We start from the raw sequence: 25,304 nt of genomic DNA, 5'->3' as shown, positions 1-25,304 counted from the left end.
GCGACGTTACACCGGACGGCCGACGAACGGTCATCGGTGCAAGACGAACGGTGGTGCGCGTCATCTCATCGAGCGCTAACGTCGGGGCTGGAACAGTGCTGTCCCTCACAGCACACTGCTAGGCCCAGCACCTGAGCACCAGGAGGCGTCACCAACATGGCAGAGCAGCAGTCAGCAACGTTGCAGAACCTGCTCACCGAGCACCGCACGTTCCCGCCGCCCGAGGAGTTCGCCGCTGCGGCGAACGTCGACGCCAGCGTCTACCAGGAGGCGGAGGCCGACTACCAGGCTTTCTGGGCTGCCCAAGCCGACCGGCTGCACTGGGAAACCCGGTGGACCCAGGTGCTGGACTGGTCCAACGCGCCGTTCGCCAAGTGGTTCGTCGGCGGCAAGCTCAACGTGGCGTACAACTGCGTGGACCGGCACGTGGAGGCAGGCCACGGCGACCAGGTGGCCATCCACTGGGTCGGTGAACCGGGCGACACCAGGGACATCACCTACGCGCAGCTGAAGGACGAGGTCTGCCAGGCGGCCAACGCGCTGGAGTCGCTCGGGGTCTCCTCCGGTGACCGGGTGGCCATCCAGCTGCCGATGATCCCCGAGGCGATCGTGGCCATGCTGGCCTGCGCCCGCATCGGGGCCATGCACAGCGTGGTCTTCGGCGGCTTCTCGGCCGCCGCGCTGCGGCAGCGGGTGGAGGACGCCGAGGCGAAGGTCGTCATCACCTCCGACGGCCAGTACCGCCGCGGCCAGGCCGTGCCGATGAAGGAGAAGGTCGACGAGGGCCTGGAAGGCACCAGCTCGGTGGAGAAGGTCGTGGTCGTCCGCCGGGTCGGTGACGACCTGTCCGACGTGCCGTGGAACGACGAGCGGGACATCTGGTGGCACGACCTGGTCGGCAAGCAATCGGCCGAGCACACCCCGCAGGCGTTCGACTCCGAGCACCCGCTGTTCATCCTCTACACGTCCGGCACGACCGGGAAGCCGAAGGGCATCCTGCACACCTCCGGCGGCTACCTGACCCAGTGCGCCTACACCCACCACGTGGTGTTCGACCACAAGCCCGGTGAGGACGTCTACTGGTGCACCGCCGACATCGGCTGGGTCACCGGGCACAGCTACATCGTCTACGGCCCGCTGGCCAACCGGGCAACGCAGGTGGTCTACGAGGGCACTCCGAACACGCCGCACGAGGGACGGCACTGGGAGATCGTCCAGCAGTACAAGGTCACCAAGTACTACACCGCGCCGACGCTGATCCGCACGTTCATGAAGTGGGGCGACGACATCCCGGCCAAGTACGACCTGTCGTCGCTGAAGCTGATCGGCTCGGTCGGCGAGCCGATCAACCCGGAGGCGTGGGTCTGGTACCGGGAGCACATCGGCGGCGGCAAGACCCCGGTGGTGGACACCTGGTGGCAGACCGAGACCGGGGCGATCATGATCTCCCCGCTGCCCGGCGTCACCGCGGCCAAGCCCGGCTCGGCCCAGCGCCCGCTGCCCGGCATCTCCGCGAAGGTGGTCGACGACCAGGGCAACGAAGTACCTCACGGTGGCGGCGGCTACCTGGTGCTCGACCGGCCGTGGCCGTCGATGCTGCGCGGCATCTGGGGCGACCCCGAGCGGTACAAGGAGACATACTGGGCGCGGTACGCCGACAAGGGCTACTACTTCGCCGGTGACGGCGCCAAGTACGACGACGACGGCGACATCTGGCTGCTCGGCCGGGTGGACGACGTCATGAACGTCTCCGGCCACCGCATCTCCACCACCGAGGTGGAGTCGGCGCTGGTGTCCCACTCGAACGTGGCCGAGGCGGCCGTGGTGGGCGCGCCCGACCCGACCACCGGCCAGGGCATCGTGGCGTTCGTCATCCTGCGCGGCAGCGCCGGCGACGAGGCTGCCGGCGAGCAGGCCATCGCCGAGCTGCGCGAGCACGTGGCGAAGGAGATCGGCCCGATCGCCAAGCCGCGGCAGATCATGGTCGTCCCGGAGCTGCCGAAGACCCGGTCCGGCAAGATCATGCGGCGGCTGCTGCGTGACGTGGCGGAGAACCGCCCGATCGGCGACGTCACCACGCTGGCCGACTCGAGCGTGATGGACCAGATCAAGGAGCGGCTGACCTCCGGCAAGGGCACCGAGGACTGACCCGGTGGCCGGATCGTCGCGTACCGGGACGTCCCGGTCATGAGCGCCGTCTCGGAACACCCGGGCGAGGCGCACCACGAGGACCTCGGCGGGCGGCTGAACTGGCTGCGCGCCGGGGTCCTCGGCGCCAACGACGGCATCGTGTCCATGGCCGGCCTGGTGGTCGGCGTGGCGGGCGCAACCACCGACGTCAGGGCGATCCTCACTGCGGGCATCGCCGGGCTGGTGGCGGGCGCGCTCTCCATGGCGGGCGGTGAGTACGTCTCGGTCAGCACCCAGCGCGACACCGAACGGGCGGCGATCCAGCTCGAACGGCAGGAGCTGGAGCAGATGCCCGAGCAGGAGCTGGACGAGCTCACGGCGATCTACCAGAAGCGGGGCTTGTCCCCCGAGCTGGCGCGCCGGGTAGCCGAGGAGCTGACCGCGAAGGACCCGCTGCGCGCGCATGCCGAGGCGGAGCTGAACATCGACCCGGACCGGTTGACCAGCCCGTGGCAGGCCGCCTGGGCGTCGTTCCTGGCCTTCACCATCGGCGGCTTGCTGCCGGTGATCGCGATCGCCCTGCCCCCGGTGGAAGTGCGGGTGTTGGCATGCGGCGCCGCGGTGGTCGCCGGGCTGGTGCTGACCGGGTGGACCGCCGCCCGCCTGGGCTCCGCCCCGGTCGCCCGTGCCGTCATGCGCAACGTGGGCGTCGGGGTGCTGGCCATGCTGGTCACCTACTACGTAGGCGTCGTGTTCGGGATCACGGTCGGCTGACGCCGGAATCGCTAGGATGGCTAACGGTGTGCCGGGAAGTCTGGTCGGCGTGATGGTCCCCTGACGACAGGAGTCGCTCGTGCCGCAGCCGCGCCGCCAGACCCGGCCGATCGCCGAGTTCGCTCGTTTTCTGCGCACCGAGACGGCAGGCGGCGTGGTCCTGCTCGTCGCCGCCGCGATCGCACTGATCTGGGCGAATTCCGGCCTCGGCGACACCTACACCGCCGTCCGCGACTACACCGTCGGCCCCCACGCGTTGCACTTGCACCTGTCCATCGGCGACTGGGCCAAGGATGGCGTGCTGACCCTGTTCTTCTTCGTGGTGGGCCTAGAGCTCAAGCGCGAACTGGTCCTGGGCGAGCTGTCGTCGATCAAGGACGCCACGCTGCCGATCATCGCCGCGATCGGCGGCATGGTGGCCCCGGCGGCGATCACCTTGCTGTTGTCCTGGGGCGAAGAAGGGTTCACCACGGCATGGGCGGTGCCCATGGCCACCGACATCGCGTTCGCGCTCGGGGTGCTCGCGGTGACCGCGCAGCACCTGCCCAGCGGAGCCAGGATCTTCCTACTGTCCCTGGCCGTCGTGGACGACCTCGGCGGCATCATCGTCATCGCCGTGGTGTTCACCAGCGGCATCGACCTGGCCGCGGCCGCGGTCGCCGCCGCAGGGCTCGCGCTCTACTGGTGGCTGCAACACCGCCGCGTCCGCTCGTCGTTGCTGTACGTGCCGCTGGCCGTGGTCATCTGGGTGGCGGTGCATTTCACGGGTGTGCACGCCACCATGGCCGGGGTCGCCATGGGCCTGCTGACCCGCGTCCGGCCGGATCCCGGTGAGGACGAGGCGCCCGCACTCCGGCTGGAACACCGACTGCAGCCGTATTCGGCCATGGTCGCGGTGCCGCTGTTCGCCCTGTTCGCCGCGGGCGTGCCGGTCGACGGGGAAGCGCTGTCCACCATGGCGACCACGCCCGTTCCGCTGGCCATCGCGGTCGGGCTGGTGGCGGGCAAACTGATCGGCATCCTGGGCGCCAGCGGCCTCGCCGTCGCGACGGGACTGGCGCGGCTGCCTGCCCGCACCGGGTGGCTGGACATCGCCGCGCTCGCGGTGCTCGGCGGAGTCGGGTTCACCGTGAGCCTGCTGATCGCCGACCTCGGGCTGCCAGACAGCCTGCACGAACCGGCGAAGGCCGCGGTGCTGATCGGCTCGCTGGTGGCCTCGCTGCTGGCCGCGCTGATGCTGGGCATCCGCTCGCGGGCGCACCGCAGGAGCCGCGCCGTGGGAGAGGCCTGAGCAGGGCCAGCCGAGCAGGCACGCGTGGGCCCGCCTGCGCCGACGCGCCAAGAGGGTCGTGCCTTGCGCCGGCGCCGCGCCATGGCACGATGTCAAGGGTGAGCAGGCGCGATGATCAATTGTCTCAGGCAGGCGGCACGGTCGGCTATCTTCCGCTGACCCCCGACGAGCCGGCCGCCGGCAACGGCGCGGGCGGCGACCGGTCGATCGGCGCGCTGGTCAAGGACGCCACCACGCACATGTCGACGCTGATCCGTGCCGAGGTCGAGCTGGCCAAGGCAGAGCTGGTCGGCGAGGTGAAGAAGGGCGTCAAGGGCAGCGTGCTGTTCATCATCGCGTTGACCGTGGCGCTGTACAGCTCGTTCTTTTTCTTCTTCTTCCTGGCCGAGCTGTTGGCCGAGTGGCTGCCCCGCTGGGCGGCGTTCGCCATCGTGTTCGGGCTGATGCTGGTGTTCGCCGCGCTCTGCGCGTTCCTCGGCTTCCAGCGGGTGCGCAAGATCAAAGCGCCGGAACGCACCATCGACAGCGTCAAGCAGACCGCCGCGGCGCTGCGCCCCAAGTCGTCCGAATCCGCCGGGTCGAGTGAGCTGACCACCGGCTAGCGTGAAAGCGGCACCCGACCCGTCGAGCGTGCGCACGCCGGGCCCGTGGACGCACCGCACGGTTTCCGCCAACGGCATCTCGCTGCACGTGGCGCAAGCGGACGGCCCCACCGACGGGCCGCTGGTCATCCTGCTGCACGGGTTCGCGGAGTGCTGGTGGGTCTGGCACCGGCAGATGCCCGCGCTGGCCGCGGCGGGCTACCGGGTGGTGTCCGCCGACCTGCGCGGCTACGGCGACTCGGACAAGCCGCCGCGCGGTTACGACGCCTGGACGCTGGCCGGTGACATCACCGGGCTGGTGCGGGCGCTCGGCGCCAGCCGGGCCCACTTGATCGGGCACGGGTGGGGCGGCGCGCTGGCATGGACCGCCGCCGTGCTGCACCCCCGCGTAGTGCATTCCGTCGGCGTGCTCGGCGGGTGGCATCCGCTCGCGCTGCGCCCCGAGCTCCGCCGCTGCCTGTACGACCGGGAGCAGCGCAGGGCGATGGGGCACTTCTACCGCTTCCAGGTGCCGATCAAGCCGGAACGCGATCTGGTCGCCGACGACGCCGCCGCCGTCGAGCAGTACCTGCGCAGGTGGTCCGGCCCGGCGTGGCAGGACACCCCGGAGTTCACCGAGGCCGCGCGCTATCTGCGCGCCGCCATGCAGATCCCCGGCGTCGCACACTGCGCGCTGGAGTTCTACCGGTGGGCGTTCCGCTCGCTGTTCCGTGGTGACGGCCGCCGCTTCGCCAACGCCATGCGGGACCCGAGCCCCGTGCCGGTGCTGCAGCTGCACGGCAGGGTCGACGGGTGCGTCCTGCCGAGGACGGCGCAAGCATCGACCGCGTGGGCAGGCCGAGGTTCCACCCTGCGCGAGCTTCCCGGAGTGGGGCACTATCCCCACTTGGAGGCCCCGGAGCTCACCACTGACCTGCTGCTGGAGTGGCTGAACCGTTGAGGCGCTAGGCCGTGCAGCGGCCGGTGCCGACGTCGTTGACCATCTCCGGAGCGCGGCGCGCCTCCGGCGCGACCTCCGCCGCGGTGAGCGTGAAACCGGTGTCGGGGTCCTGCACCGAAGCGCCGAACACCAGGCCGATCACTTCGCCGTCGGGATTGACCATCGGCCCACCGGAGTTGCCGCTGCGGATCGCACCGCGGACGGTGAAGACGTCCCGCCGGACGGTCTTGGTCTCGTAGATGTCCGGACCGCGCAGTTCGGTGCGCTGCCGGATACGCGCGGCCGTAGCGGTGTACGGGCCGTCCAGCGGGTACCCCAGCACGATGGCGCTGTCCCCGCTGGCAGCAGGGACCTCGGCGAACGGAATCGGCCGTGCCTGCAGGTCGGGCACGGCCAGGATGGCCACGTCGACATCCGGGTCGAAGTAGGTCACCCGAGCCGGAAGGACTCCCTGCTGCGACTCCACCCGCACGCTCGTCGTGCCTGCGACCACGTGCGCGTTCGTCATCACCCGCTGCGGCGCGACGACGAATCCACTGCCCTCCAGCGTCCGCGAGCACGAGGGGGCGTCACCGCGGATCTTCAGCACCTTGTCCCGCAACCGCTGCACCACGGGCGAGTGCTGCAGCCGCTTGTCCGGCGGCTGCACCTCGGCGCTGGGCGGCTGCACGAACGGCGCAATGACCGACGGCAGCCCCGACACGTCGAGCAGCTTGCGCAGGTCGTTCGGCAATGCCCTGGCCTGCTCGGGCATCACGTCGTTGACCTCGCTGAGCACGACGGACCCGTTGATCGCCCTGGCCAGCCCGGGCAGCCCGCTGACCGACGTCAGCGGCAGCGCGATGAGCCAGGCCACCACGAACACCACGACGCCCTGCACGATCGCGCCCAGGCTGTTGTCCAGCCAGGCCAGCTTGGGCAGGTCGACCCGTTCCTTGATGGTCCGGCCGATCCAGACGCCGAACGTCTCCCCGAGCGCCACCAGGAACACCACGGTGGCCACCGCGAAGGCGACCTTGGCCGCCGGGTGCTCGAACATGTCCACGATCAGCGGCGCGACCTTGATGCCGACGACCGCACCGGTGAGCACACCGAGGAAGGCGGGGAGCGCGATGATCACCCCCTGCTTGGCCCCGGACGCCGCGGCGATGACGGCGACCACGACCACCAGCACGTCGACCCAGTTCACCCGTCGCCTTCCCGTTCGGTGCCCGTCACCAGGCGTTCGCCGTGCTCACGCAGGGCATCGTCGAGCGTGCGAACGTCCTTGGTGTTCCACTTCCGTTCCCAACCGGCCAGCGACAGCAGCGTGCTCAGCAGGCCGGCGGTGAACCCCCATACCAGCATGCCGTTCACCGAGAACGCCGGACCGCGCCACCCGGTGTCCGGCCGGTGGACCACGAACCGGTTCGCCGGATCGGCCAGATCGGCGATCGGCACCCTGGCCACCGCCGCGGTCTCCGCCGGGTCCACCGGCCACACCCGGCTGGGCCGCTGCCAGTAGGCCAGCACCGGGGTGACCGAGAACCCGGACACCGGGATCCACAGCTCGGGCATCACCGCGATCGGCAGCACGCCGCTGGGGTCCAACCCGGTCTCCTCCTGGGCCTCGCGCAGCGCCGTGCCGACCGGGCCGTCGTCGCCGTCCTCGGCGCCCCCGCCGGGGAAGGCGACCTGACCGCTGTGCCGGTCGTTCGGGTGGTGCGCGCGGCGTTGCAGCAAGACGTCGTGTCCGCGGCCCTCCTCCCCGTCACCGAACAGCACGAGCACGGCTGCGGCCTTGGTCCGCTCGTCGGGCGGCGGCGCGAAACGGGTGAAGTGCTCCGCCCTCGCCCGCCCGGCGAACTCGACCAGCCTGCGCAGCCACGGCGGCACATCGTCCACGTCGACCAGGGCGCCCTGGTTCATTCCGCCCCCTTCCGGTGGCGCGTGACGGCGGATCGTACCTGGTCAACGGTCGCGAACACGCGTGGGTTGCTGACCAGGCGCACCGTGCCGTCCCGGTCGACCACATACGACGCGGGCAGCACGTTGGGCGCCGACAACGCGCGACGCAGTGGACCATAGCGCTCGTCGCCGTCGTGCACGGTCGGCAGCCGGACCCCCAGATCCGCCAGCATGCGCAAACCGTCCGCAGGCGGGCTGTCGACCTGAACAGTGAGGACCTGCACCGCGCCCGGGCTCGACGCGTACTCCTGCAGCACGGGCAACTCGTCGCGGCACGGCGGGCACCAGGTGGCCCAGACGTTGATCAGCGTGACTTTCCCCGCGAGCATCTGCCCGACGTCGACCTTGCGTCCGTCGGCCAGGCACGTCGCCGTCACGCCGGCCAGCTTCTTCACCGGTTCACCGGACCCGCTCGGGCACGGCGGCAGGCCGGCTTGCTCGCGCGCGTCAGCCAGCTCGGCGCCGTCCGCGGGCGCCTGCCCGCCTCCTGCGTCGTCGCGCACTTGTGGAAGCACCACGACGAGCGCCGCGAGCAGCAGCCCGCCCACGGCCAGCGCCACCCACGCCGCTCTGGTCACCGCTCTACGTCCGCGCCGCCGTCCGCGGCCTTGCCCGTTCCCCGGCCGGCCATCTTGTCCTGCACCAACGTCAGCAGATGCTCCCGCTCCGGGCCTTTGACCAGCTTCGCGGCCGTTTCGAAGTCGGTCGGCCCGGCGCCGAAAGCGGGACAGTCCTTCGCCAGCAGGCACGCACCGCAGGCGGGCTTGCGGGCATGGCACACCCGTCGGCCGTGGAAGATCACCCGGTGCGACAGCAAGGTCCATTCCTTGCGCGGGATGAGCTCGCCGACGGCGAACTCCACCTTCACCGGGTCCTGCTCCGCGGTCCACTTCCACCGGTGCACCAACCGGTTGAAGTGCGTGTCGACGGTGATCCCCGGAACGCCGAAGGCCTCGCCGAGCACCACGTTCGCGGTCTTGCGCCCGACGCCGGGCAGCTTGACCAGGTCCTCCAGCTTGCCGGGCAGTTCGCCGCCGTGCCGCTCCACCAGCGCCGCCCCGAGACCGATCAGCGCGTTCGCCTTGTTCCGGAAGAAGCCGGTCGGCTTGATCAGCTCTTCCAACTCGGCGCGGTCGGCCGCGGCGTAGTCAGCCGCGGTCGGATAGCGCCGAAACAGCTCAGGGGTGACCTGGTTCACGCGCTCGTCGGTGCACTGCGCCGACAGGATGACCGCGACGAGCAGATCGAGCGGAGTGCGGTAATTCAGCTCACAATGCGCACCGGGAAAAGCCTCGGCCAGGCAACGGTTCATCCGGCGTGCGCGTCTGGTGAGTGCCAGCCTGCTCTCGGCGTCGAACGAGCGCTTCCGCCTCGGAAGACTCGATCGGGCGCCGGGGTGCGTGTTAGCTACGGAGGGCACCTGGATAGCCTACGGATGGGGATCCCGTCGCACACGCAGGCGGGGCCCATCGGCGCACCGGCGACGCTACCCGCGCCTGCCGGAGCTCCACCCGCTGCGGGGCGCGGGAACAATCGACGCAGGCGAGACACAACACGCCGACACCGACCGGGTGACCGCCGGGTCCGCGGCACATGAGCGAGGATTGTCCGATATGACTGTCTGGTTCGTCATCGCCGTACCGCTGGTGGTGCTGTTCTTCGCCCTCTTCATGGAGCGGGTCGAGGAGAAGCTCGCCAACGTCACCGTGCGGGAGACCGAGGTCGAGGAGTTCCTCGAGTCGGCGCAGCCACACGAGGTCAAGGCCCTCTACAAGCAGGGCATCGGCCGGGCGTTGGAACTGTTCCGGCTGCGCCGCCGCGGCCGCGCGGCACGGCTGCGCGCGGACCGGGCAGCGGGCACGCACAACGGCAGGCGGACCCCACTGCGCGCCCGCCCGCCGGAGCGCGCACGCAGCTGAGCAAGCGCACGTGGGTTGGCGCGCCCTCGTCACCCGCAGATAGGATCAGCACCGACGTGACCAGCGGCGCCGCCCGTGAGCTGGGCAGATGTCGCATGCGACAGGAGGCATGAGGTGGACGAGGTTCTTGCCAGGGCGGGCATCTTCCAAGGCGTCGAGCCAGCTGCCGCCGAGGCTCTGGCCCAGACGTTGGAGAGCGTGGAATTCCCGCGCGGCCACGTCATCTTCCAAGAGGGTGAACCCGGCGACAAGCTCTACATCATCCTGTCCGGGAAAGTGAAGATCGGCCGCAAGTCCGCGGACGGCAGGGAGAACCTGCTCGGCATCTTCGGGCCCGCGGACATGTTCGGCGAGCTGTCCGTGTTCGACCCGGGCCCGCGCACCTCGACGGCGACCACGGTGACCGAGGTCCGTGCCATGACCATGGACCGGCCCGCGCTGCGGCAGTGGATCGCCACCCGCCCGGAGATCTCCGAACAGCTGCTCCGGGTGATCGCGCGCAGGCTGCGCCGCACCAACAACATGGTCGCCGACCTGATCTTCACCGACGTGCCTGGCCGGGTGGCCAAGGCCCTGCTGCAGTTCGCGCAGCGGTTCGGCACGCAGGAGGCCGGCCTGCTGCGGGTCACCCACGATCTCACCCAGGAGGAGATCGCCCAGTACGTCGGCGCCTCCCGCGAGACGGTGAACAAGGCGCTGGCCGACTTCGCGCAGCGCGGCTGGCTGCGTCTGGAGGGCAAGAGCGTGCTGATCCTCGACCCGGAACGGCTCGCTCGCCGCGCCCGCTGACGCGACGCACTTCATGTCATCGGCTGTGCGGCGAGGCCGCGCAGCCCGTTCGCTTTTCGCCTTCTGGATCGCAGCTTCGCGCCACCGGCGGCCCCACGACACCGATCGTGACCTGGACAGAGATGAAGGGCCGGGCGCCACCCCCGACGTGGCGCACCGGCCCTTCACCTTTGCGCGGCCCATCCCCCGACGTTCCGCGCTCCCCGCCCTCCGGTCATAGGCCCCGACCCGTGTTGCCGGAGGGAGTCTTTGCCGTTGATATACCCACAATCCCCGACGACTACCCCTTTATTCAAGGGCCTTCACCCTCAAGGACGTTGTTGCGACCGAGATGTTGCACGATACTGGCCCATTTCCGCGGACCGTTACCGAACCGAGATATTGCCGCCTGACCGGCATTCGCGCCAGGCGGGCGCCGGGTCACGACCCGCGGCTGACCGGCAGCGATGCCGCTGCACGCCGACCAGGGAACCGCAGGTCGCGGCCGCTCCCGAGGAACCGGATTATCCGCGGTTCACGATTCGGCGAGCGGGCGTGCCGACGGTTGCCGAATGCACCGGAGACCGGGAACGCGAACGTCGGGACGAACCAAAGCATCCAAGACAGATGTACGGATTGTGAGGAGAATTCACCCGAATGCCGATCCCGGGCGGCCTCGGTCCTCGGCTGGCGGCACCGACTGGCGGCACCACCCATGGCAGGCGCGGCCATGTCCCTCCGCAGGCGCAGCCACAGCCTTGCCCGCGGTGTTTGGCCCAGTCCTCGTCGACCTCGATCGCTTCCTCCGGCGCAGGTTCCGGCACCCGCCACAACCGCGTCTGGGCCCCGGCCTTTTCCGCACCGTAGGCAGCGGCCTTGGCCATCTCGTGCGTGGTCCCGGTGGTGCTGTAGTAGATGACCGCCACGTAGAAGCCCCAGGCGCGACATGGTCGCCGGCGAGTGTCAGGCCGGAAGCGACTTCGCCAACGGCCGCCTGCTCCGGCCCCGGCCGGAAGACGGCCACGGTCGCCTACCCCGCGTTCCTCCCCTGATCGCCGCTCTCGGTAGGCGGCCGAACGCCCTCGGTCACGACCGGGCGGCTCCCCCGTTTCCGCAGGTAGCACGGGTTCTCCACGGTGACGGAGGTAACCGGTAAATGACTGGTACTGCCGTACCACAATTGCGCATACTGGGCGACGTGACCGGTAAAACCTCCCTCGCGTCGTACCGCGCCGCACTGACCTCTCCCGGCATGCTGCGGCCGGTCCTGTCGTCGCTGCTGGCACGCCTTCCGGTCGCCATGGTCGGCTTCTCGGTGCTGCTGTACGTGCAGCGGGTGACCGGATCGTTCGCGACCGCGGGGTTGGTCGGTGCCGGTTCCCTGATCGGCGTCGCCATCGGGTCCGTGGCGCAAGGCCGGATCATCGACCGGTACGGCCCGACCTGGCCGTTGCTGGTCGCGACCGCGCTGTTCGCCGCGGCCATCACCGGGCTGGTGCTGTCGGTGGAAAGCGGCGCGCCGACCGTGGCCATGACGGCGATCGCCGTGCTCGCCGGGTTGAGCCAGCCGCAGGTCGCCTCGTCCTCCCGGTCCCTGTGGACCAGGGTGCTGCCGTCCGGCCCCAGCCGGGAGGCGGCCTACGCCTACGAGGCGATCAGCATGGAGGTCTTCTTCATCATCGGGCCCGGCTTCGCGGGCGTGATGGTGGCGCTGCCGTGGCCGGGGCTGGGCGTGGTCGTCAGCGCGGTGATGATGGTGCTCGGCTCGGTGGCGTTCGCTCTCAGCCCGGTGGTGCGGGCGTGGGGCCCGGCCGAGCACAAAGCACGGCGACGGATGCTCGGTGCACTCGTCAGTCCGGGTATGCGCACCCTGGTGATCGCGGCGGTCGGGTTCGGCGTCGTCGTCGGTTTCGTGGAAGTCGCCGTCCCGGCGGCCGCGACCGCGGTCGGCCAGCGCACGCTGGGTGGCCTGCTGCTGTCGCTGTGGTCACTCAGCTCGGTGCTGTTCGGCGTGCTGTACAGCATTCATCCGTTCCCCCGCTCGGTGCCGCTGAGGCTCCCCGTGCTGCTCGGCGCCTTCTCGCTCTGCGTCGGTGCCCTGGCGCTGCCCACTTCGCTGGCGCCGGAGTCCATGCTGGCGCTAGGACTGTCGATGATCCTGGCGGGCATGCTGATCACCCCGCAGTCCACCACCCACTCGTCGGTGATCGAGCAGGTGGCGCCGCGCGGCACGGTGACGGAAGCGTTCGGCTGGGTGGTCACCGCGGTCACCCTGGGCCTGTCGGCCGGCCACTCGCTGAGCGGTCAGGTGGTGGAGGCGTTCGGCCCGCCGTGGTCGTTCGTCTGCGCGCTCGTCGTCGGCCTGGTGCTGGCCACCGTGGTCTTCCTGCGGCGCAGGACGATGTCACCCACGGCGGAGGTAGTCGAGCTGCGCACGGACGCTGGCCTCGGCGGGCCCCCAGAGCGCGGGGTCGACGTCGGCGTAGACCAACTCGACGATCTGTCGCGGAGTGGCCTGCGGGCCTAGCTCGGCCAGTGCCGCTCGCACCTGGTTCAACCGCTGCTCCCGGTGCTCGCGGTACTCCTGGACCGTCGCCGGCAGATCCACGAGTTCCGGCCCGTGCCCGGGCAGGCCGAGCGACCTCGCGGGAAGGCCGGCCAGCTTGGCCAGCGTGTCCAGGTAGGCGCCGAGGTCGGACAGCACCGTGGTGCCGCTGCCGAGGATGGTGTCGCCGGTCAGCACGTGCGGCTGATCGGCGTCCACCACGAAACACACCGAGTCCGCGGTGTGCCCGGGGGTGTGCATCACCGTCAGCTCGAGCCCGCCTGCGCTGAACCGCTCACCGTCCCGCAGCGGCTCGGCTCCGGAGCACAGCGAGGGCTCGAACGCCCGCACCGGCGCCCCGGCCTGCTCGGCGAACCAGGCGGCGCCGTCGGCGTGGTCGCCGTGATGGTGCGTCAGCAGCACCAACTCCACGTCCCCGGCCACGCCGAGCAGCGCCTGCAGGTGTTCCCGGTCGTCGTGACCGGGGTCGACCACGACGCCGCCACCGTGCCCCTCGGCGCGCAGCACCCAGCTGTTGGTGCCCTCCAGGGTCATCGAGGACGGGTTGTTCTCCAGCACCACGCCCGCGATCGGGCTGACCTGCCTGAGCTGTTCGTACGCCGGGTGCTTCACCGTCGCTCCTCGCAACTCCGTCGGTGCCTGCGCGGCACCGTCACTCGAACTCCACCCGCACGCCCTGGTCGTCGGCCACCAGGTTCGGCTTGACCCGGTACACCTCACGCTCGGCAGCCAGCGCCTCGGCCACCGTGCGGTAGCCGTCCAGCTCGCGCAAGGTGTAGGCGGTGGGTGGCAACATCTGCCTGCGGCCCGCCTCCAGATCCGCCAGTGCCTGCGCCGGCCTGGCCCACGCGGTCGATTCGGCCTCGGAGGTCTCGCCGTCCGCGCGCTGCCCCGCGGGCATCTCGGCCAGGAAGAACCGGGTGTCGTACCGCTTGGGTTCTTGCGGCGGCGTCACCCAGCTCGACCACGGCCGCAGCAGATCGGCACGCAGCACCAGGCCCGCGTCGTCCAGGAACTCGGCCAACGACAGCTCCTTGCTGACCAGCCGCTGCCGCACGTCGTGGAACTCCTCGGCGTCGTCGACGACGGTGTCCGCCGAGCGGCCGGCCAGCAGCACACCGCATTCCTCGAACGTCTCCCGCACGGCGGCGCACACCAGGGCGCGCGCCAGCTCGGCGGAGCAGCCGAACGTTTCGGCCCAGTACTGCGGATCCGGACCGGCCCACGCCACCGCGGTGTCGGCGTCGCGCCGGTCGACCGCACCGCCGGGGAAGACCGTCATCCCGGCCGCGAAGGCCATCGCGGAGACCCGCTGCTGCAGGAACACCTCCAGATGGCCGTCCCGGTCCCGGACGAGCATCACGGTGGCCGCGTCCTTCGGCGTCACCGGCCGCTCGGGCGGAGCGAACTCGAAGCCTGCGGGCAGGCGCATCGACTCCACTCAGGACACCTCGACGATCAACTCCACCTCGACCGGCACGTTCAGCGGCAGTTCCGCCACGCCGACGGCCGATCGGGCGTGCTGTCCCGCCTCGCCGAACACCTCACCGAGCAGCTCGGACGCGCCGTTGATCACGCCGGGCTGACCGCCGAAACCCTCGGCCGAGGCGACGAAGCCGACCACCTTGACCACCCGCACGACCGAGTCCAGGCCGACCAGCGCGTCCACCGCGGCCAGCGCGTTCAACGCGCACGTGCGGGCCAGGTCCTTGGCCTGCTCCGGGCTGACGTCCGCGCCGACCTTGCCGGTGGCCAGCGGCTTGCCGTCCCGCAGCGGCACCTGGCCGGAGGTGTAGACCAGCGAGCCGGACCGCACCGCGGGGACGTACGCGCCCGCCGGGGTGGGCACCGGAGGCAGCGCGATGCCGAGTTCGTCGAGTTTGGCCTTCCAGCTCATTCCTTCTCCCGCTTCAAGTACGCAACGTGCTGCTCACCGGTCGGGTTGGGCAGGACCGTCACCAGCTCCCACCCGTCCTCGCCCCACTGGTCGAGGATCTGCTTGGTGGCGTGGATCAGCAGCGGGACCGTCGCGTACTCCCACTTCTTCGCGCTCAAGGCACACTCCTTTTCGTTCTTGTCACCGGGCAGCCTACGACCGTCGCATGCGCCGTGTCCCCCGGTCGGTGGAGCGACTCCCGGCACACCCCGCCGGGGCTGCGCCACCACGACGATCACCCCACTCGTAGCCTGTCCGCCATGGAAACATGGCGAATCATCGCAACTGCGCTGTTCGCAGCGGCCCAGTTGGCTCTGGTGCTGTTCGTCATGGCCCATGTCCGCGAGCGGACCGACTCGTTCGCCAAGGCAGCCATCGCGGGTGCCGTGGTGCTGGCCGCCTCGCTGATCGTCGGCGTGCTCATGGTCACGGTGCTGGCGCCCTGGCTGGCCTGGACATTCGTCGTCGTGGCAGGCGTCACGGTGACGGTCATGGTTCTGGCATCCTGACATCGGCTCACTTAGTCTCGTGCGGTGACCACCGGCTCCCCTGCTTCCGCCGGACCACGTCCGGCGAGCGTCTGGACACCCGAACTGCGGCGGGCCCGGCTGCATTTCGTGACCGGCAAGGGCGGCACCGGCAAGACCACGATCGCCGCGGCGCTGGGGATCGCACTGGCCGCGGGCGGTCGCAGGGTGCTGCTGGCCGAGGTGGAGGGCCGCCAGGGTATTGCGCAGTTGTTCGACACCGAACCCCTGCCCTACGGCGAGCGTCACCTGGTGTCCGCTCCCGGCGGCGGCGAGCTGCGTGCGCTGCACATCGACGCGGAAGCGGCACTGCTGGAGTACTTCCAGCTGTTCTACAACCTCGGCTTCGCCGGCCGGACACTGCGCCGGATGGGCGCCATCGAGTTCGCCACCACGCTGGCCCCCGGCCTGCGTGACGTGCTGCTCACCGGAAAGATCAAGGAGTGCGCGACCCGCACGGACAGCACCGGGCGGCACGTGTACGACCACATCGTGGTCGACGCGCCCCCGACCGGACGGGTGGTGAAGTTCCTGGACGTGACCCGCGCACTGACCGACGTCACGCGCAGCGGCCCGATCAAGAGCCAGGCGGACGGCGTGGTCAAGCTGATGCACTCGGAGCAGACCGTGGTGCACGTGGTGACGCTGCTGGAGGAAATGCCGATCCGGGAAACGCTGGAGGCCATCGAGGAGCTGCAGCAGGCGGACCTGCGCCCCGGCGCGGTGCTGATCAACCGGGTGCGTCAGCCGCGACTGCCGGATCGCTCGGTGACCGCGGCCGCGGACGGCCGGGTGGACGCCTCCCGGGTGCGCGCCGGCCTGCGGGAAGCCGGGCTTGATCTCCCCGACGACGTGCTCGAGGGCCTGGTGGCCGAGACGGTGGAACACGCCATTCGGGTCGCCACCGAGCGTTCCGCCGCCGAGCAGCTGTCCGCGGCCGACCAGCCGATGCTGCAGCTGCCGGACCTGCCGGACGGCATCGACGTCGCCGCGCTGTACGAGCTGGCCGAGTTGCTGGTGGAGAAGGGGGTCCGGTGATGGCCACGCGCCGCGCGCTGGAGATCGACCGGCTCATCGACGACCCGAAGACGAAGGTGATCTGCTGCTGCGGCTCCGGCGGGGTCGGCAAGACCACCACCGCCGCCGCGCTGGCGCTGCGTGCCGCCGAGCGCGGCCGCACGACGGTGGTGCTGACCATCGACCCGGCGCGCCGGCTGGCCCAGTCGCTCGGGCTGGCCGAACTGGACAACGTGCCGCGGAAGGTCGAGGTCGAAGGATTCAATCCGGCGGGCGAGCTGTGGGCGATGATGCTCGACATGCGTCGCACGTTCGACGACATGATCATCGCCCACACCGACCCGCAGCGGGCCGAGGAGCTGCTGGCCAGCCCGTTCTACCAGACGATCTCCACGTCGTTCTCCGGAACGCAGGAGTACATGGCGATGGAGAAGCTCGGTCAGCTGGTGGCCGACGCGGAGTGGGACCTGATCGTCGTCGACACCCCGCCGTCCCGGTCGGCACTGGACTTCCTGGACGCTCCCAAGCGGCTGTCCAGCGCGCTGGACGGCAGGATGATCCGCTTGCTCACCGCGCCGGCCCGGGCGGGCGGATGGGGCATCCGCAAGGCGCTGACCGCGAGCCTGGCGCTGGGCATGAAGGCGGTGTCCACCGTGATCGGCGGCCAGCTGCTCACCGACGCGTCGGCGTTCATGCAGGCGTTCAACTCGACCGCGGGTGGTTTCAAGGAGCGCGCACAGAAGACCGCAGAGCTGCTCCGGTCGCCGGGCACGGCGTTCCTGGTGGTGGCCGCGCCCGAGCCGGACGCCCTACGGGAAGCCTCCTACTTCGTGGAACGGCTGTCGTCGGAGTCCATGCCGCTCACCGGGCTGGTGGCCAACCGCACCCACCCGGTGCTTGCCGACCTGCCCGCGCCCCGGGCACTGGCCGCGGCCGAGGCATTGGAGGCGAAGAACTCCGCACCACTGGCCGCGGCCGTGCTCCGGTTGCATGCCGACCGCGTGGCGTTGGACAAACGGGAACGGCGGCTGCTCCAGCGCTTCACCCGCGCCCATCCGGACGTGCCCATGGTGACCGTGCCCGCGCTGCCGCGCGACGTGCACGACATCTCCGGCTTGCGCATCATCGGCGAGCGGCTCGCCGGGAACGGCAAGGCCGCCTGACGGGCGCGAGTGACCACGCCGCCGCACGGCTGACGGGCGGCGGAGCGCTCAGCCCGCCCGGGTCAGCTGTTCCTCCTGGTGCTCCCGGCGTGCCGCGTCCAGCAGATCCGCCCACGACTCGACGTCGGGACGGCGCCGCAGCAGCGCACGCCGCTCCCGCTCGGTCATTCCCCCCCAGACGCCGAAGCTGATCCGGTTGTCCAGGGCCTCGGCAAGGCACTCCGTGCGCACCGGGCAGCCCATGCAGATCAGCTTGGCCCGGTTCTGCTCGGCGCCTCGGACGAACAAGCCGTCCGGATCGGTGTCACGGCAAGCCGCGTGCACACGCCAATCCGGTTGCGTCATGCTCATTGTCCCCCAGCTCCCTCTCTGGTCACGGTTCTCACACTCCACCCACGGCACTCCCCTGTGCCAACGTGAGACCTTGACGGACTGTAGAGGGTATCGGTTCCCCTTGGCGAGCCGGGTTTGGTCAAATCGTGACCGGCAGGGGTAACCCGGCGGCGTGACGCGCCCCTTACACCGGTAGCACGTAGCATCGAAACGTGCGTAGGACGGACGGAATCCTCAAGCTCCTCGGACTGTGTCTGCTGGCCGGCGTGCTGGTGGCCGGCCTGCTGTTCCCGGTCGTCGGCGGGGCGGGCTTGCTGTCCAACCAGGCCAGCGCGACGGTGGAGAACACCTCGACCGAGCTGGCCAACGAGGCGCCGCCGCTGGTCACCACGATCACCGACCGGGACGGCAGGCCGATCGCCACGCTGTACAACCAGTACCGCATCCCGACCGGTCCGGACGAGATCTCCGACGCCATGAAGTGGGCGATCATCTCGGTCGAGGACCGCCGGTTCTACGAGCACAACGGCGTCGACTGGAAGGGCACCGTGCGGGCCGCCATCTCCAACACCTCGGGCGGCCAGACCCAGGGTGCCTCGACGCTGACCCAGCAGTACGTCAAGAACTACCTGATCAACGTCGTCTACTGGAACGACAACGACCCGAAGCACCGCATCGGCAGGCAGAAGGCGCAAGAGCAGTCCATCGCGCGCAAGCTCAAGGAAGCCAGGATCGCCATCAACCTCGAGTCGAAGATGACCAAGGAGGAGATCCTCACCGGGTACCTGAACGTGGTGGAGTTCTCCCGGCGCATCTTCGGTGTCGGCGCGGCGGCCAAGGCGTACTTCAACACCACCGCCAAGGAGCTGGACCCGGCGCAGGCGGCGCTGCTGGCCGGCATGGTGAACAACCCGGCGGCGCTGGACCCGTGGAACCACCCGGAGGCGGCCAAGAAGCGCCGCAACCTGGTGCTGGACATGATGGTGCGCAACCGCAAGCTGTCGAAGGAGGACGCCGAGCGGTACAAGAAGCAGGGGCTCGGCGTGGTGCCGGGCGGCCCGAAGAAGCCGCCCGCCAACTGCGTCGGCGCGGGTGCCACCGACGGGTTCTTCTGCCAGTACGTCGAGGACTACCTGGTCAACGAGCTCGGCATGGACCGGGACGAGCTCTACAGCGGCGGCTACACCATCCGCACCACGCTGGACCGCAAGGCGAACAAGGCGGCGGCGAAGGCCACCGAGGAGCAGGTGCCCAAGGAGAACGACGACGTCGTTCTGACGTTGTCCTTGGTCAAGCCGGGCAAGAAGCGGCACGAAGTGATCGCACTTGCCGCGAACCGGGACTACGGCGGCGACAAGGAGCGGAACGAGACGTTCCTGGCCCTGCCCGCCGGCGTCTACAACATGCAGGGTGCCGGGTCGTCGTACAAGATCTTCACCGCGGCGGCCGCGCTGGAGAAGGGCGTGGTCGGCATCCTCGACCGGGTGCCGGCGCCCGGCCATTACACGTCGAAGGTTTTCGGCGGCGGCAACCCGCGGTGCGGCCAGCGACCGGACGGCGTCGTGCCCTACTGCGTGCAGAACTACGCGGGCACCCCGGGCGGCAACCCGACGCTGCAGCAGGCGCTGGCGAACTCGCCCAACACCACGTTCGTCATCCTGGAAGAGCGCACCGGCATGAAGCCCATCGTCGACATGGCCTACCGGCTGGGCATGCGCAAGACGATGAGCAGCAACATGCAGGGCAAGAAGCCGGACCCGTCGTCGAACGACCCGCTGGTGTCCGAGGACCTGCGGAAGCACTTCGGCCCGTCGGAGAACTCGCCGGGCAAGGGGTCGTTCACCCTGGGCCCCGCCCCGCTGAGCGGCCTGGAGCTGGCCAACGTGGGGGCGACCATCATCAGCGACGGCCGCTGGTGCCCGCCGACGCCGATCCTCGAGGTGCGCGACCGCAACGGCAAGCCGGTCAAGCTCAAGGAGCCGAAGTGCGAGCAGGTTATCTCCAAGGACCTGGCGCACGCGCTGGCCGATGCGCTGAGCAAGGACCACGTGTCGGGCACCGCGGCGGGCGCGGCCAGGAAGGCGGGCTGGGACCGCCCGATGATCGGCAAGACCGGTACCGCGCAGAACCACACCGCGTCGACGTTCGTGGGTGCCACGCCGTTCTACGCCGGGGCGGCGATGATCTTCCAGCCGGACGGCAACGCGCAGCCGCTGTGCGTGGGCGGTTCGATGGGCGCCTACCGCTGCGGCTCCGGGAACATGTTCGGTGGCGTCATCCCGGCTCAGACGTGGTTCAACGCGATGAAGCCGATCCACGAGGGGTTGCCGAAGAAGAGCGTCCCCAAGGCGCCCGAGAAGTACCTGCACGCCAACTGACGGCCGTCCCCGCAGCGACAGAGAGACGATCACCGAGTCGGGTGACTTTGGGCCCGTGGCCGTCCCGGCGTCGGCGTGATCCGACGTACTTCCCACACCGCCCGCAGAAGGCGCCCGACGTATGCTCGGTGCGTGGTGAACAGCAGGCTGCGAGCAGCAATGGGAGCGGTGGCCGCGGTAGGCGCCGCCGGCCTGACCTACGCGACGGCCATCGAACGGCAGCTGTACACGCTGCGCACCGCGCACCTGCCGGTGCTGGCGCCGGGGTCCCAGCCGCTGCGCGTGCTGCACATCTCCGACCTGCACATGCTCCCTTGGCAGCATGCCAAGCAACGCTGGGTGGCCTCGCTGGCCGCGCTGGCTCCGGACCTGGTGGTCAACACCGGTGACAATCTCGCCCACCCGGCGGCGGTGCCCGCCGTGCTGCGGGCTTTCGGGCCGCTGCTCAACGTGCCGGGCATGTTCGTCTTCGGCAGCAACGACTACTTCGCGCCCAAGCCGAAGAACCCAGCCCGCTACCTGATGCCGCGCGGCCGGAAGAAGCTCGTGCACGGTCCCGAGTTGCCGTGGCAGGACCTGCGTGCGGCGTTCATCGAGCACGGCTGGCACGACCTGACGCACCAGCGTGTGCCGCTGCAGGTGGCCGGGCAGTCGTTGTTCGCCGCGGGTGTGGATGACCCGCACATGCAGTACGACCGCTACAGCACCATCGCCGGGCGCGCGGACGCGGCCGCGGTGGTCCGGATCGGCGTCACGCATTCGCCTGAGCCGCGGATTCTCGACGCCTTCGCCGCGGACGGCTACGACCTGGTGCTGGCCGGTCACACGCACGGCGGGCAGCTGCGGGTGCCTGGCATCGGCGCGCTGGTGACCAACTGTGATCTCGATCGCTCTCGCGCGCGGGGCGCCAGCCGCTGGGGCGCAGACATGTGGCTGCACGTTTCCGCTGGTCTGGGGACTTCGCCGTACGCGCCGGTGCGGTTCGCGTGCCCGCCGGAGGCCAGTTTGCTGACCTTGGTGCCGCGCGACTGGAAGCCGCAGCGCGCAAAGCGGGAGTCCCGGTTCAAAGCCTGGCGGAGGGGTCCGTTAAACTCTGTCTTGGCCCGTTAGCCAACCGGGGTGTGGCGCAGCTTGGTAGCGTGCCTCGTTCGGGTCGAGGAGGTCGTGGGTTCAAATCCCGCCACCCCGACGGGACCAGACGAAACGGTCCGCGAGAGATCGCGGGCCGTTTCGTCGTTTCCGGGCACTTTCCGGTGAGCGGGAGCCTGGTTCAGGCCGCCCGGCACCCGCTGGAAAGCACGTGCAACGATCAAGGCGTGCAGTACCCCACGCCACACATCCCGGATCGGCTGTTCGACGACGACGCGGCGGAGTCTCGGTGGCGGGCCCGGTTCACCGCGCCCCGGATGTCCGCGCCGGACTGGGCGCTGGACGCTCCGTCGGCCAACTTCTACGTCTCCAACGCCAGCGGCGTGTGGGAGGTGTACGCGTGGGACCGGGACAGCGGTGATCACCGGAAGGTGACCGAGCGGCCCAACGGCACCATGCACGCCGACATCGCTCCGGACGGCTCGGCCATCTGGTGGTTCGACGACACCGACGGCGACGAGTTCGGCCGGTGGATGCGCCAGCCATTCACCGCGGGACCGGGATCGGCGGAGGTGGCCGTGGCCGATGTCCGCCCCGGATATCCCGCGGGCCTGGTGATCGGGCATCGGCTGGCCGCGGTCGGGGTGTCCACCGACGACGGCAGCGAGCTGTTCGTGCACTCCGGCGGCGCGACCCGCCGGGTGTACGCCAGCGAGCACGACGCGGGCGTCTCGGCGCTGTCCAGGGACGAGAAGCTGCTGGCGATCTCCCACTCCGAGCACGGGGACTCGCGTCATCCGGCGATCCGCGTGCTGGCGCTGGACGACGGCGATCGCGCCGTGGGCGAGCTGTGGGACGGAGAAGGGCGTGGCCTGGAGGCGCTGGAGTTCTCGCCGGTGCCGGGTGATCAGCGCCTGCTGGTGCAGCACGAGCGTCGTGGCCACGAGGAGCTGCTGATCTGGGACGTCGCCACCGGCGAGCAGACCGAGCTCGCCATCGACCTGCCGGGCGAGATCACCGGCACGTGGTACCCGGATGGCAAGGCACTGCTGGTGTTGCACCACTACCACGCGCGCAGCACGCTGCACACGCTGCGGCTCGACACCGGGGAGCTCACCGCGCTCGACACGCCGTCGGGGGTGATCGGCAGCGCCGGTGTGCGCCCGGACGGCAGCATCGAGTACTCGTGGTCGTCGGCGGCTCATCCGTCGGTGATCCGCCGCAGGCTGCCGGACGGAACGGACGAGGTGCTGCTGGCCCCGCCGGGACCGCGGGCGCCGGGGTCGGTTCCGGTGGCCGACGCGTTCGTGGAAGGCCCAGGGGGGACGATTCATGCCCTCGTGGCCCGTCCGGAGGGCGCGTCCGGGCCGCTGCCCACCGTCTTCTCCATCCACGGCGGGCCACACGCCGCCGACACGGACCGGTTCTCCGCCTACCGTGCGGTGTGGGTCGACGCCGGGTTCGCGGTCGTCGAGGTCAACTACCGCGGCTCCGACGGGTACGGCTCGCAGTGGCGTGACGCCATCGAGGGCCGCCCGGGCCTGACCGAGCTGGAGGACATCGCCGCGGTGCACGACTGGGCCGTGGCCAGCGGGCTGGCCGATCCGCAGCGCTGCGTGGTCACCGGCGCCTCCTGGGGTGGTTACCTCACCTTGCTGGCGCTCGGCGTGCAGCCGGAGCGCTGGGCGGTCGGCATCGCCGGGGTGCCGGTGGCCGACTACGTGACGGCCTACGCCGACGAGATGGAACCGCTGCGGGCATTCGACCGGTCGCTGTTCGGCGGTTCACCGGACGAGCTGCCGGATCTGTACCGGGAGTGCTCGCCGATCACCTACGTCGACGCGGTGCGGGCGCCGGTGCTGATCCTGGCCGGCGACAACGACCCGCGCTGCCCGATCCGGCAGATCGAGAACTACGTGGACCGGTTGGCCGAGCGCGGGGCGGACTTCGCGTTCTACCGCTACGACGCCGGGCACGGGTCGCTGGTGGTGGCCGAGGTGATCAAGCAGACCGCCGTCGAGGTGTCGTTCGCGCTGCGCAAGCTGGGACGGGCCTGACGGTCACCGTCCCGCTCCGGAACCGGCGCGCTGGTCACTTCACCGAGCCGACGGTTGCTCAGGCCGGCTGGAAAGTGGCCACCTGCCGCCCGATGAGCCGCAGCTTGTCGTAGACCGCGCTGTCGTTGCACGCGCCCGTCTCGTCGAACTTCGTCTCGCGCGAGTTGATGGCTCCGCCCAGCGGAGTCGGCCAGCCGCGCAGCGCGTGCACCGCGGTGCGCAGGTGGTTCAAGGTGCCCACGGCCGCCTGCCACCCGGCGGCGACGGCGATCAGCCCGACCGCCCGTCCGGCGAGATACGGCCGCTCGTCGTCACGCAGGTCTTCCAGGTAGTCGAGGGCGTTCTTGATCAGCCCGGACGGTCCGCCGTGATAGCCGGGCGAACCGACGATCAGCCCATCCGCTTCCCGGACCGCCTCCACCAGCCGGCGCGCTGACGCCGTGCGTTCCGCGATCGCGGCGTCGTAGAACGGCAGCTGCAACTGATCGCCGGCGATCAAGGTCGTGCGCGCGCCGGCTTCCTCGGCCCCGCGCAGCGCGACCCGTACCGCGTACTCACTCTGCGAGCCCGGCCGTAGCGACCCGCCGATCCCGACCACCTTCATACCCGCACCCTACGACTTCCAGTGCACTCGAGGTCCAGCCGACGTGTCGCGCGTCGCGCCAACCGGCCCAACGCTCGGTTGTCCGGTTATCACACACCGTTGCCATGCACGTCGTGCAAGACTCCCGGCATCCGTCGTCCAGCGAAGGAGGTCCACCATGACGAATCTGGCCGCCAAAATCCCCCTGCCGGTGCAAGCGGCAGCCATGCGCGGAGTGTTCCGGCTCCCGGCAATGCTCAAGCGCCTGATCGCGGGCAAGCCGGTGACACGGGACGGCCAGACCCTCGCCCTGGATGCGCAACTGCTGGTGAAGCTGACGGCCGCAAGCGGTATCAACCTGACCTCGAACAGCGTGGCGGAGTCCCGCGCCGGGATGGAGATCAACGTCGACCTGCTGCCGTCCCCTCCGCTCGACGTCACCTCCCGCGACCTGCGGATGTCCACGCCGGACGGCGAGCTTCCCGCCAGGCTCTACACGCCGCGCGACTATGCCGAGCCCGGCCCGCTGCTGGTCTACTTCCACGGCGGAGGCTGGGTACTCGGCAGCGTGCGGACGCATGACTACGCCGCGAGGTTCCTGGCCGAGCACTCCGGTGTCCGGGTGCTGTCGGTGGAGTACCGGCTGGCGCCCGAGCACCGCTTCCCCGCCGCTGTCGACGACGCGCTGGCGGCGTTCGACTACGCACACAAGCACGCCGACGAGCTCGGGGTGGATCAGCAGCGGATCGCCGTGGGCGGCGACAGCGCGGGCGGCAACCTGGCCGCGGTCACCGCGCTGCAATGCGCGCAGCGCGGTGGTCCGGCCCCCGTGTTCCAGCTGCTCGTCTATCCCGAGGTGGACTTCGTCACCAAGCGGCGGTCGCGGCAGCTGTTCGCGGAGGGCTTCTTCCTCACCGACGCGGACATGAACTGGTTCGAGGGGCACTATCTGAGCCCGGACGACGACCGCAGCGACCCGCGGATCTCCCCGCTGCTCGCCGGCGACCTGTCCGGCCTGCCACCGGCTTATCTGGTCACCGCCGGCTTCGACCCGCTGCGCGACAACGGCCACGCCTACGCCAAGGCGCTGGAGGAAGCGGGCGTCTCGGTGTCCTACCAGTGCCAGCGGGACATGATCCACGGGTTCATCAACTTCGCGCCGCTCGGCGGGCGGTTCCGGGAGGCCACCCTGGAAATCGCCGCGGCACTGCGGGCCGGGCTGGCCTACGCCCGCTGACGGGAGCGGGAAGCTCGCCCGGCGCCTGCCTTGGGTGAGCGGCGTTG

General features: G+C 70.3%; 24 protein-coding genes, 1 tRNA gene and 1 pseudogene. 16 read left to right on the top strand and 10 right to left on the bottom strand.

All coding sequences use genetic code 11. From position 1 onward, the window contains the following. Positions 1-156 precede the first annotated feature (156 nt). From acs to YWY_RS0116540, 5 genes are all read left to right on the top strand, one after another. Positions 157-2,148: an acetate--CoA ligase gene (acs, locus tag YWY_RS0116565; RefSeq protein ID WP_028848532.1), complete on the top strand. Its 1,992-nt coding sequence runs from the start codon at positions 157-159 to the stop codon at positions 2,146-2,148. A gap of 39 nt (positions 2,149-2,187) precedes the next feature. Continuing rightward, positions 2,188-2,904 (top strand): VIT1/CCC1 transporter family protein, encoded by a 717-nt coding sequence (locus tag YWY_RS0116560; RefSeq protein WP_028848531.1) that lies wholly within the window; start codon positions 2,188-2,190, stop codon positions 2,902-2,904. A gap of 79 nt (positions 2,905-2,983) precedes the next feature. Next, positions 2,984-4,195: a Na+/H+ antiporter NhaA gene (gene nhaA, locus YWY_RS0116555; RefSeq protein ID WP_028848530.1), complete on the top strand. Its 1,212-nt coding sequence runs from the start codon at positions 2,984-2,986 to the stop codon at positions 4,193-4,195. Between the two features lie 89 nt (positions 4,196-4,284). Further along, the gene (locus YWY_RS0116545) at positions 4,285-4,797 is read left to right on the top strand and encodes a phage holin family protein (RefSeq protein WP_028848529.1); all 513 of its coding nucleotides are present in this window, start codon (positions 4,285-4,287) and stop codon (positions 4,795-4,797) included. Position 4,798: 1 nt separating this feature from the next. Beyond that, positions 4,799-5,737: an alpha/beta fold hydrolase gene (locus YWY_RS0116540; protein WP_028848528.1), complete on the top strand. Its 939-nt coding sequence runs from the start codon at positions 4,799-4,801 to the stop codon at positions 5,735-5,737. A 4-nt stretch (positions 5,738-5,741) separates the two neighbouring features. On the opposite strand, the gene YWY_RS0116535 is transcribed toward YWY_RS0116540, so the two are convergent. The 4 genes from YWY_RS0116535 to nth are packed head-to-tail and all read right to left on the bottom strand — an operon-like array spanning position 5,742 to position 8,996. Further along, entirely contained in the window at positions 5,742-6,926 is a 1,185-nt protein-coding gene (locus YWY_RS0116535) for a MarP family serine protease (RefSeq protein WP_028848527.1), read from the bottom strand. After that, positions 6,923-7,645, bottom strand: a complete 723-nt coding sequence (locus YWY_RS0116530; RefSeq protein WP_028848526.1) for an NUDIX hydrolase — start codon at positions 7,643-7,645, stop codon at positions 6,923-6,925. Before YWY_RS0116530 ends, YWY_RS0116535 begins: the two co-directional genes overlap by 4 nt. Then, positions 7,642-8,262 (bottom strand): TlpA family protein disulfide reductase, encoded by a 621-nt coding sequence (locus YWY_RS0116525; protein ID WP_028848525.1) that lies wholly within the window; start codon positions 8,260-8,262, stop codon positions 7,642-7,644. The genes YWY_RS0116530 and YWY_RS0116525 overlap by 4 nt, the downstream gene beginning before the upstream one ends. Continuing rightward, a complete protein-coding gene (gene nth / locus YWY_RS22460; RefSeq protein ID WP_051310360.1) occupies positions 8,259-8,996 on the bottom strand; it encodes an endonuclease III in 738 nt (245 codons plus the stop codon). The genes YWY_RS0116525 and nth overlap by 4 nt, the downstream gene beginning before the upstream one ends. A 301-nt stretch (positions 8,997-9,297) precedes the next feature. On the opposite strand from nth, the gene YWY_RS22455 reads away from it, so the two are divergent. From YWY_RS22455 to YWY_RS22450, 3 genes and pseudogenes are all read left to right on the top strand, one after another. Then, complete coding sequence (locus tag YWY_RS22455) at positions 9,298-9,603, top strand: hypothetical protein (protein WP_211227631.1); 306 nt, start codon at positions 9,298-9,300, stop codon at positions 9,601-9,603. A 114-nt stretch (positions 9,604-9,717) separates the two neighbouring features. After that, a complete protein-coding gene (locus tag YWY_RS0116510; RefSeq protein WP_028848524.1) occupies positions 9,718-10,392 on the top strand; it encodes a Crp/Fnr family transcriptional regulator in 675 nt (224 codons plus the stop codon). Between the two features lie 1,231 nt (positions 10,393-11,623). After that, a pseudogene (locus YWY_RS22450) lies at positions 11,624-12,796 on the top strand (MFS transporter); the annotation flags it as partial. Here YWY_RS22450 and YWY_RS0116500 read toward each other — a convergent pair. The 4 genes from YWY_RS0116500 to sp36 are packed head-to-tail and all read right to left on the bottom strand — an operon-like array spanning position 12,776 to position 14,992. Next, positions 12,776-13,549: an MBL fold metallo-hydrolase gene (locus tag YWY_RS0116500; RefSeq protein WP_028848523.1), complete on the bottom strand. Its 774-nt coding sequence runs from the start codon at positions 13,547-13,549 to the stop codon at positions 12,776-12,778. The pseudogene YWY_RS22450 and the gene YWY_RS0116500 overlap by 21 nt on opposite strands. Positions 13,550-13,589: 40 nt before the next feature. Next, positions 13,590-14,369: an NUDIX hydrolase gene (locus YWY_RS0116495; RefSeq protein WP_028848522.1), complete on the bottom strand. Its 780-nt coding sequence runs from the start codon at positions 14,367-14,369 to the stop codon at positions 13,590-13,592. A gap of 9 nt (positions 14,370-14,378) precedes the next feature. Beyond that, positions 14,379-14,834 carry a RidA family protein gene (locus YWY_RS0116490; RefSeq protein ID WP_028848521.1) on the bottom strand — a complete coding sequence of 152 codons (456 nt, stop codon included), beginning with the start codon at positions 14,832-14,834 and terminating at the stop codon, positions 14,379-14,381. Next, positions 14,831-14,992 (bottom strand): Sp36 family protein, encoded by a 162-nt coding sequence (gene sp36 / locus YWY_RS24205; protein ID WP_156899315.1) that lies wholly within the window; start codon positions 14,990-14,992, stop codon positions 14,831-14,833. The genes YWY_RS0116490 and sp36 overlap by 4 nt, the downstream gene beginning before the upstream one ends. 141 nt (positions 14,993-15,133) lie before the next feature. Here sp36 and YWY_RS0116480 point away from each other — a divergent pair, with 141 nt between their 5' ends. Genes YWY_RS0116480 through bagB form a run of 3 tightly spaced genes read left to right on the top strand, consistent with a single transcriptional unit; the run spans position 15,134 to position 17,580 of the window. After that, a complete protein-coding gene (locus tag YWY_RS0116480) occupies positions 15,134-15,382 on the top strand; it encodes a hypothetical protein (RefSeq protein WP_028848520.1) in 249 nt (82 codons plus the stop codon). A gap of 24 nt (positions 15,383-15,406) precedes the next feature. Then, positions 15,407-16,438 carry an ATPase BagA gene (bagA, locus tag YWY_RS0116475; protein WP_051310359.1) on the top strand — a complete coding sequence of 344 codons (1,032 nt, stop codon included), beginning with the start codon at positions 15,407-15,409 and terminating at the stop codon, positions 16,436-16,438. After that, entirely contained in the window at positions 16,438-17,580 is a 1,143-nt protein-coding gene (bagB, locus tag YWY_RS0116470) for an ATPase BagB (protein WP_028848518.1), read from the top strand. Before bagA ends, bagB begins: the two co-directional genes overlap by 1 nt. Before the next feature lie 48 nt (positions 17,581-17,628). On the opposite strand, the gene YWY_RS0116465 is transcribed toward bagB, so the two are convergent. Next, on the bottom strand, positions 17,629-17,931 hold the full coding sequence (locus YWY_RS0116465) for a WhiB family transcriptional regulator (protein ID WP_028848517.1): 303 nt from the start codon (positions 17,929-17,931) through the stop codon (positions 17,629-17,631). A gap of 194 nt (positions 17,932-18,125) precedes the next feature. Between YWY_RS0116465 and YWY_RS0116460 the strand changes: the two genes are divergently transcribed. From YWY_RS0116460 to YWY_RS0116445, 4 genes are all read left to right on the top strand, one after another. After that, positions 18,126-20,291, top strand: a complete 2,166-nt coding sequence (locus tag YWY_RS0116460; protein WP_028848516.1) for a transglycosylase domain-containing protein — start codon at positions 18,126-18,128, stop codon at positions 20,289-20,291. A 159-nt stretch (positions 20,292-20,450) separates the two neighbouring features. After that, positions 20,451-21,401, top strand: a complete 951-nt coding sequence (locus YWY_RS0116455) for a metallophosphoesterase (protein ID WP_028848515.1) — start codon at positions 20,451-20,453, stop codon at positions 21,399-21,401. Positions 21,402-21,406: 5 nt separating this feature from the next. Then, positions 21,407-21,480, top strand: a tRNA-Pro gene (locus YWY_RS0116450). 127 nt (positions 21,481-21,607) lie between these two features. Then, complete coding sequence (locus YWY_RS0116445) at positions 21,608-23,437, top strand: S9 family peptidase (protein ID WP_028848514.1); 1,830 nt, start codon at positions 21,608-21,610, stop codon at positions 23,435-23,437. 58 nt (positions 23,438-23,495) lie between these two features. On the opposite strand, the gene YWY_RS0116440 is transcribed toward YWY_RS0116445, so the two are convergent. Then, complete coding sequence (locus YWY_RS0116440) at positions 23,496-24,041, bottom strand: NADPH-dependent FMN reductase (RefSeq protein WP_028848513.1); 546 nt, start codon at positions 24,039-24,041, stop codon at positions 23,496-23,498. 166 nt (positions 24,042-24,207) lie between these two features. Between YWY_RS0116440 and YWY_RS0116435 the strand changes: the two genes are divergently transcribed. Then, complete coding sequence (locus YWY_RS0116435) at positions 24,208-25,257, top strand: alpha/beta hydrolase (protein ID WP_028848512.1); 1,050 nt, start codon at positions 24,208-24,210, stop codon at positions 25,255-25,257. Positions 25,258-25,304: the final 47 nt, after the last annotated feature.

Origin of the sequence: Thermocrispum agreste DSM 44070 (assembly GCF_000427905.1) — a bacterium.
GTDB lineage: Bacteria > Actinomycetota > Actinomycetes > Mycobacteriales > Pseudonocardiaceae > Thermocrispum > Thermocrispum agreste.
The sequence above is the reverse complement of the archived record's forward strand: the minus strand, read 5'-3'. Positions and strand labels throughout refer to the sequence as shown.